Below are 5,857 nucleotides of genomic sequence, written 5' to 3'. Positions count from 1 at the left end.
CTATTTAATTTGGTAGTTCCGATACTGCTAGGAAAATCCAAAATAACAGATTCTACGGAAATAGATAGGTTCAACACCATAAATAGCATTAATAATAGCATACAAAAAAGCTTGGATAATAATAAAATCCAAGCTATCGGTTTTTTTAATGTTTAGTTCAACTAAAGCGCTTCAAGATTGTTGAAGATCGTTATTTTCTTGTTGAACTAACGCTTAGTTAGTTCAATAAAAACTATAATTTAACTCTGTTATCGTTATCAATCAGTCCCGAATTTCCAGAATTCAATTTTTGTAATATTTTTATTTGATATTTATCAACTATTTTAAAAATCAATTTATAAATAAGGTATCCAATAATAACACCTAATACATTACAAATTACGTCATCAATATCCGTAATTCGTCCCCATCCTCCTGCTAGCGACTCTAAAAACTGAACAAATTCAATGCTGATTGATACAACAAAACCTAACAACATAATACTTTTTAATTGCTTAGATTTAACCCATAACATTGGTGCTAAAAACCCTAGAGGCATTAGTAATAAGATATTGCCTCCTACATTTTTTGCAATAAGTCCAATCATAAATTGAACATCACCATCATAAGCAATACCTATTTGACTAATATTATCAATAATTGTTTTAAGGGGTATAACATTTATGGAACGAAAAACATTTTCAAAATTAGAATTAAACCCTATTGGGAATGGAAATAAAGTCACAGAAACAACCATACAGATGTACAATATAAAAAGAAACGTTATTATCTCTTTTAACCAATACACTTGTTTTTGTTTTTTATATTTAATACCAAGTAAAATTCCTCGTCCAACCATATAAAATATAATTCCAATCATAATAAATAAACTACCATTTATGAAATACAATTTTCACCCTCCTTATTTCTTAATTATACATTTATCCTTATTTTACCATATATTATTATTGAGCTAACCTGCTTACATTAATTTAAGTGCAATTCTTCACAATCAATATTATGCTATACACCTTATTCAACAATCTGGCCTGATTGCGGAATAAAAAAATCCTGCATATCAATACAGGAATTACAATCAAACTTTGTTTTAAATTATCGAACTTTTTTACAAATTATCAGACTTTATTTTAAATCAACATATTGAATTAAAGCCACACTAAGAAATCACCTTCTATTTTCTATTTCACGTATGCTTGAATTATAGTGTGACAATGATTGGACCATTTTTAGTAAGGATGATCGTATGTTCCAATTGAGCTACATAGCTTTTTTCTGTAGCATAGGTCCAGCCGTCTTCTTTTTGGAATACTTCTTCTTCAAAGGTTGAGATGAATGGTTCGAATGCGATAACCATCCCTTCCTTTAACAATTCATCATCCCATGGATCATTATAGTTATAAATATGTTCAGGTGCTTCGTGTATTTTACGTCCAACACCATGTCCTGTAAGATTTTTGATAACAGTTAATTCATGTTGTTTTGCTTTTTGGAATACCGCTTTTCCGATTCCACTTTTTTTGGAACCAGGTTTTGCTTTTTTAAGACCTGCTTTAAATGCTTCTTTAGCAACGTCGCATATTTTCGTTAACATTTCTTCTCCTTCGCCTACTACAAACGAGATTCCTGTATCTGCGAAGTAACCGTTCTTTGAACCTGAAACATCTACATTTACTAGATCCCCTTCACGTATTACCAGATGCCCCGGAATACCATGTGCTACTTCTTCATTAACACTAATACAAGTATAGCCAGGAAAATTATATTCACTTTTTGGACCTGAAACTGCGCCTTCTTTCTTAAAAAGCTCTCCGGCAATATCATCAAGTTCTTTAGTCGTTATTCCAGGAATAGTTCTTTTCACCAACTCATCTCTAATAGAGGCTATAATTTTGCCAATTTCCTTCAAACCATTAAAATCTTCTTCAGTTTTTGCAATCATCGTATATCCTCACTTTTTTGATTAGTATTTCAGTTAAATTCTAGCATAAAACGTGTGCTTTGCTGAATATGACAGGTACACACTTAAATTACCCCTTACTTAATTAGTAAGCTCCTGCTTAAAGAATACAAACATTTTAAAGATGTACAACCAACATCTGTATGCAACAAAAGTAGTTTTTTTGTAACAAAACAAGAAAATATATCCATTACATCATATGATTGTTATTCTTGTAATTAGAAAGGAGGCAAATATGAAATTAAACTTTATTTGGGATAAGGAACGTGCCATTGATGAAGTTGAGATTATAGCAAATCCAGTTAATAAAGAGAAGCTATTTTCACTTAAAGATGGATTAAGTTCAAACACCACTTTACATGTTCAGAATCCTAAGAACCATAGAAAACTTACTATAGATATTCAACAAGTTGAAGTGATTCACTCTCTAGGACACTTATCTAAACTAGCTTTAGTTAATAATGAAGAATATCTGCTACAGAAGCGACTAAAAGAGTTACAAGCATTAGAGGCAAATGGACTTTATAGAATAAACAATTCAACTATTTTAAACCTCTCTCAAGTTACATCTTTTAGGTCTGGTGACTTTGCAAGATTAGAGGTATTTACAAAAAGCAATAAAAAATATTTAGTTAGTAGGCATTATGCAAAATTGATAAAGGAGAGATTAGCATGATAACTCATTTAAGACAAAGTTTTACCCAAACAGCATTAGGAAGTATTTTATGGGTGTTTTTATTAAGTACGATCGTATATCAAGGTCTGGATATACCATTTCATTATGTGTGGAATTTAATTTCGATAGGTGTGATTTCAGGAATAATATTCGGTATTATTTATCCTTATTTATGGGGGTATGCAACTTTTAAGGCACAAACGAATATTATCTTGAGTACATTAATAAATTCATTTGGTAGTTTATTAGCTGTATATTTATTTTCAACAGACATGTTTCATTTAATAAAAGGATATACAGTATTATTTATTCTATTAACCTTAGTAGGACATATTATTGCATTTTATTTCTATTCAAAATACCAGAATAAAAAATTAGCCAACACTCTGAATAAATTTTCAAAAAAATAATCTAATCTTCCTTTTTCAATCATCATTTCTATAAACAATCTCAGACAGAATTCATCTTTTACGATGAATTCTGTCTAATTTTCCTATCACTTCGGGGAACAACGTAATCCTATGCATTCAACCTTAAAATCCTTTGTAAACTAACGGACCAGTTAGGAAAAGAAGTTTACTAGGAAGATTCTCTTAATCATTAAAATTTAAGTAAAACTTTCCCTTCATAATTACGGCTTTCAATTAATTTATGTGCTGCGGCTGCATCTTTTAAATGAAATATTTCTGCTATCGGGAGTGAAAGCTGTTTTGAATTAAATAGTTCTATTACTTTTTCTGCAACTGGTGCCAATCGTAATGGATTATGTTTTCTCGTTGTACCTAAGCTAAATCCTTTAATATTTCGACAACTACTGTGAACATCACTTGTTTTAATAAGACCTGTTTTCCCACTACTATTTCCAAATTGCACTAAAGTGCCATATAATGCTAAGCAATCTAAGCTCTTGCTTGTAACATCACCAGCGACCGAATCAAAGATAATGTTTGCACCTTGATTATTTGTTATCTTAAATACTTCCTCTACAAATGTTTCATAAGTACAAACAATACTAGCCCCTAATTTCTTTACATAATTTTCTTTGTCTTTCTTACCAACTGTCCCAATAATATGCTGTACACCTGATAATCTAGCTAATTGCACAAGCATCGAACCTACTCCACCAGCAGCACTATGTATCACAATGGTGTCTGTTTTTTTCACTTGTCCAATTTCATGTAAAAGCATATACGATAAGATTGATACAGTCGGCATTGCAGCAGCCTGTTCAAAAGAAAGAGTGTCAGGAATTTTAAACACTAATTTTTCATTTGCACTCACATATTCTGCATATGAACCACCTTTTGGAAAAGCAATAACACGATCTCCTATTGAAAAAGGTGAATCCGGAGCAACCTCTACAATTGTCCCTGCAGTATCTAAACCCAATATTAAAGGGAAATTTCCTTTTCCTTTATTTCCAATTCTTTTTTTAATATCGGCATAATTCACACTTGTATATGCTACTTTTATTAAACATTCTGCATCTCCAATTTTAGGTATTTCAATTTCCGAATATGAAAGTACATCTGCATGACCAAATTCACTTTGAATGATAGCTTTCATTTTTAATCCCCCTAGTATTTTACCTTTAATGAACGATCTTACTCTAAGTATCTACAGTGCAGTAACTATGATCTGTTGTTTTATTAGTACCGTTTGTAAAAGATCAATTAACATTTCTCCTATTATTCAAACCGCTTTAAATAATTTGGAGAGGTCACTTCCCGAATAAAAATTATTGCATCATAGTGATATTGTGGAAAAATAACCATTGGAGAAAGACCCAAAAATCCAGATTCCAATAACCTCCATTTTCTATTGAACCACATTTTTCTATCGGTGCTTTGACATTGTAAATTCAATGGAAGAAATAAGTCTGATTCTGATGTTTCATAAAGTAATGACTCTAAATGATGATAATGATTTTTTTTCATACTATCTATCTCTAATTCAACACGTAATTGTGTTGCAAATTCACCACTCCCAGCATAAAGACCAATTGCATAAAAGTCTTCAGGGTACTTTCTTTGCAGCCAATACCCAACAGATTTAATTCCTAATAATTTTGCAGTCAGGGGGCGTTTTTTTCGTATATGAAAATTGTGAGCCCATACAATGATTTTCTCATTTTTATAGTAGTGATTCATAAGCCATTCTAAATTCTGAAACATATTAAATCCTCTTTGAATTCCAGAGGAAAGATAACCTTTTAAATTCACCTGTAACCATTGCAACCTATTTTGCATCCCCTGTTGAATTAATAGAAGCATCCTTTGTTTTTCGTGATTCGTGCAGTTTTTAAGTTTGATATCTATTAATTTTAATACACCTTCATATTCTTGAATAACAGCCTTCATTCTCTTTTTTAAAGGTTTTGTTACCTTTACCAACATTTCAGAGTCCAATTCAAAATATTGTTCTTCAACTCTTCTGATTGATTCATATAGCTCATAATCCGTATTAATTTTTATCCAATCTAACATATGTTTAGATGTTAAAGGATAAGTAGGCTGGGGATCCATTCCACTTAGTTTTATAGATTGAGCCCATTCCTCAGAAAACAGTGGTTTCATTTCTTCATTATGGTAAATATCCAATAAGCTACTTTGGATTCGTTTCTCAGGGGATTCGTCGCTTAAAAATTGTTTGCACAGAGCTGCTTCTAAAAGTCCGCTTTCAAGTACAACAACGTTAAACCCGTGATATTGATGTAAATAACGGATTACATCATTTTTGATTGTGAAATAGTCCGCTATTCCGTGTGAATTTTCACCAAGAAGAATAATTCGCTTATCTTTTATAAAGCGGTCTATAAATGAAAAGTCATTATTTGTGTTTATTTCAAAAGCAGTTCTTTTAATTTGTTCTTTCCAACGACTTCTCGTATTTTCTCTGATAAAATTCATCATTTACTTCCCCATTTTAAAATTACTGCATTGTTTAGTACACTTGAAATTTACTATAACTCACCTAAATTATTGTATTCTATTATCTTTGTTTATAACTTAAAGTGATAAAGATAAAGGTTCTAACTATTCTCAAAAGCTTAATTTAACGATCCAGTCTTTTTACATACTCATCTATTACTTCATCACAATTCCTACCATCATTTTCCATTATTTTTGAATTGGGTGTGATTTAATTTATTTGTGCTACGTTATTGAATAAATTGTTAGTCTTCCAACTGTAAATTTATGTTAAAACGAGACTTAGAAAAAGTA

Annotated in this window: 6 protein-coding genes; 2 read left to right on the top strand and 4 right to left on the bottom strand. The window is 30.9% G+C overall.

Translation table 11 applies throughout. The features are described from left to right. Window positions 1-232: 232 nt before the first annotated feature. On the bottom strand, window positions 233-889 hold the full coding sequence (locus ACEWK1_RS27165) for a VanZ family protein (protein ID WP_212138765.1): 657 nt from the start codon (window positions 887-889) through the stop codon (window positions 233-235). A 309-nt stretch (window positions 890-1,198) separates the two neighbouring features. Continuing rightward, window positions 1,199-1,939 (bottom strand): type I methionyl aminopeptidase, encoded by a 741-nt coding sequence (gene map / locus ACEWK1_RS27160; protein ID WP_212138764.1) that lies wholly within the window; start codon window positions 1,937-1,939, stop codon window positions 1,199-1,201. Between the two features lie 253 nt (window positions 1,940-2,192). On the opposite strand from map, the gene ACEWK1_RS27155 reads away from it, so the two are divergent. After that, window positions 2,193-2,633 (top strand): LytTR family DNA-binding domain-containing protein, encoded by a 441-nt coding sequence (locus ACEWK1_RS27155; RefSeq protein WP_212138763.1) that lies wholly within the window; start codon window positions 2,193-2,195, stop codon window positions 2,631-2,633. Then, window positions 2,630-3,043, top strand: a complete 414-nt coding sequence (locus ACEWK1_RS27150) for a hypothetical protein (RefSeq protein ID WP_212138762.1) — start codon at window positions 2,630-2,632, stop codon at window positions 3,041-3,043. The genes ACEWK1_RS27155 and ACEWK1_RS27150 overlap by 4 nt, the downstream gene beginning before the upstream one ends. Window positions 3,044-3,233: 190 nt before the next feature. On the opposite strand, the gene ACEWK1_RS27145 is transcribed toward ACEWK1_RS27150, so the two are convergent. Together ACEWK1_RS27145 and ACEWK1_RS27140 are read right to left on the bottom strand one after the other, a co-directional pair. Further along, the gene (locus ACEWK1_RS27145; RefSeq protein ID WP_212138761.1) at window positions 3,234-4,199 is read right to left on the bottom strand and encodes a quinone oxidoreductase family protein; all 966 of its coding nucleotides are present in this window, start codon (window positions 4,197-4,199) and stop codon (window positions 3,234-3,236) included. 122 nt (window positions 4,200-4,321) lie between these two features. Beyond that, the gene (locus ACEWK1_RS27140; protein WP_212138760.1) at window positions 4,322-5,542 is read right to left on the bottom strand and encodes an erythromycin esterase family protein; all 1,221 of its coding nucleotides are present in this window, start codon (window positions 5,540-5,542) and stop codon (window positions 4,322-4,324) included. Window positions 5,543-5,857 lie beyond the last annotated feature (315 nt).

Origin of the sequence: Metabacillus sp. YM-086 (assembly GCF_048059995.1) — a bacterium.
In the GTDB taxonomy this organism is placed as follows: domain Bacteria; phylum Bacillota; class Bacilli; order Bacillales; family Bacillaceae; genus Metabacillus; species Metabacillus litoralis_B.
This window is presented reverse-complemented; position numbering and strand designations above follow the sequence as displayed.

Coding starts and splice junctions, on each gene's coding strand:
- ACEWK1_RS27155 (WP_212138763.1), top strand. CDS start 2,193: ATGAAATTAAACTTTATTTGGGATAAGGAACGTGCCATTGATGAAGTT.
- ACEWK1_RS27140 (WP_212138760.1), bottom strand. CDS start 5,542: ATGAATTTTATCAGAGAAAATACGAGAAGTCGTTGGAAAGAACAAATT.
- ACEWK1_RS27150 (WP_212138762.1), top strand. CDS start 2,630: ATGATAACTCATTTAAGACAAAGTTTTACCCAAACAGCATTAGGAAGT.
- ACEWK1_RS27145 (WP_212138761.1), bottom strand. CDS start 4,199: ATGAAAGCTATCATTCAAAGTGAATTTGGTCATGCAGATGTACTTTCA.
- map (WP_212138764.1), bottom strand. CDS start 1,939: ATGATTGCAAAAACTGAAGAAGATTTTAATGGTTTGAAGGAAATTGGC.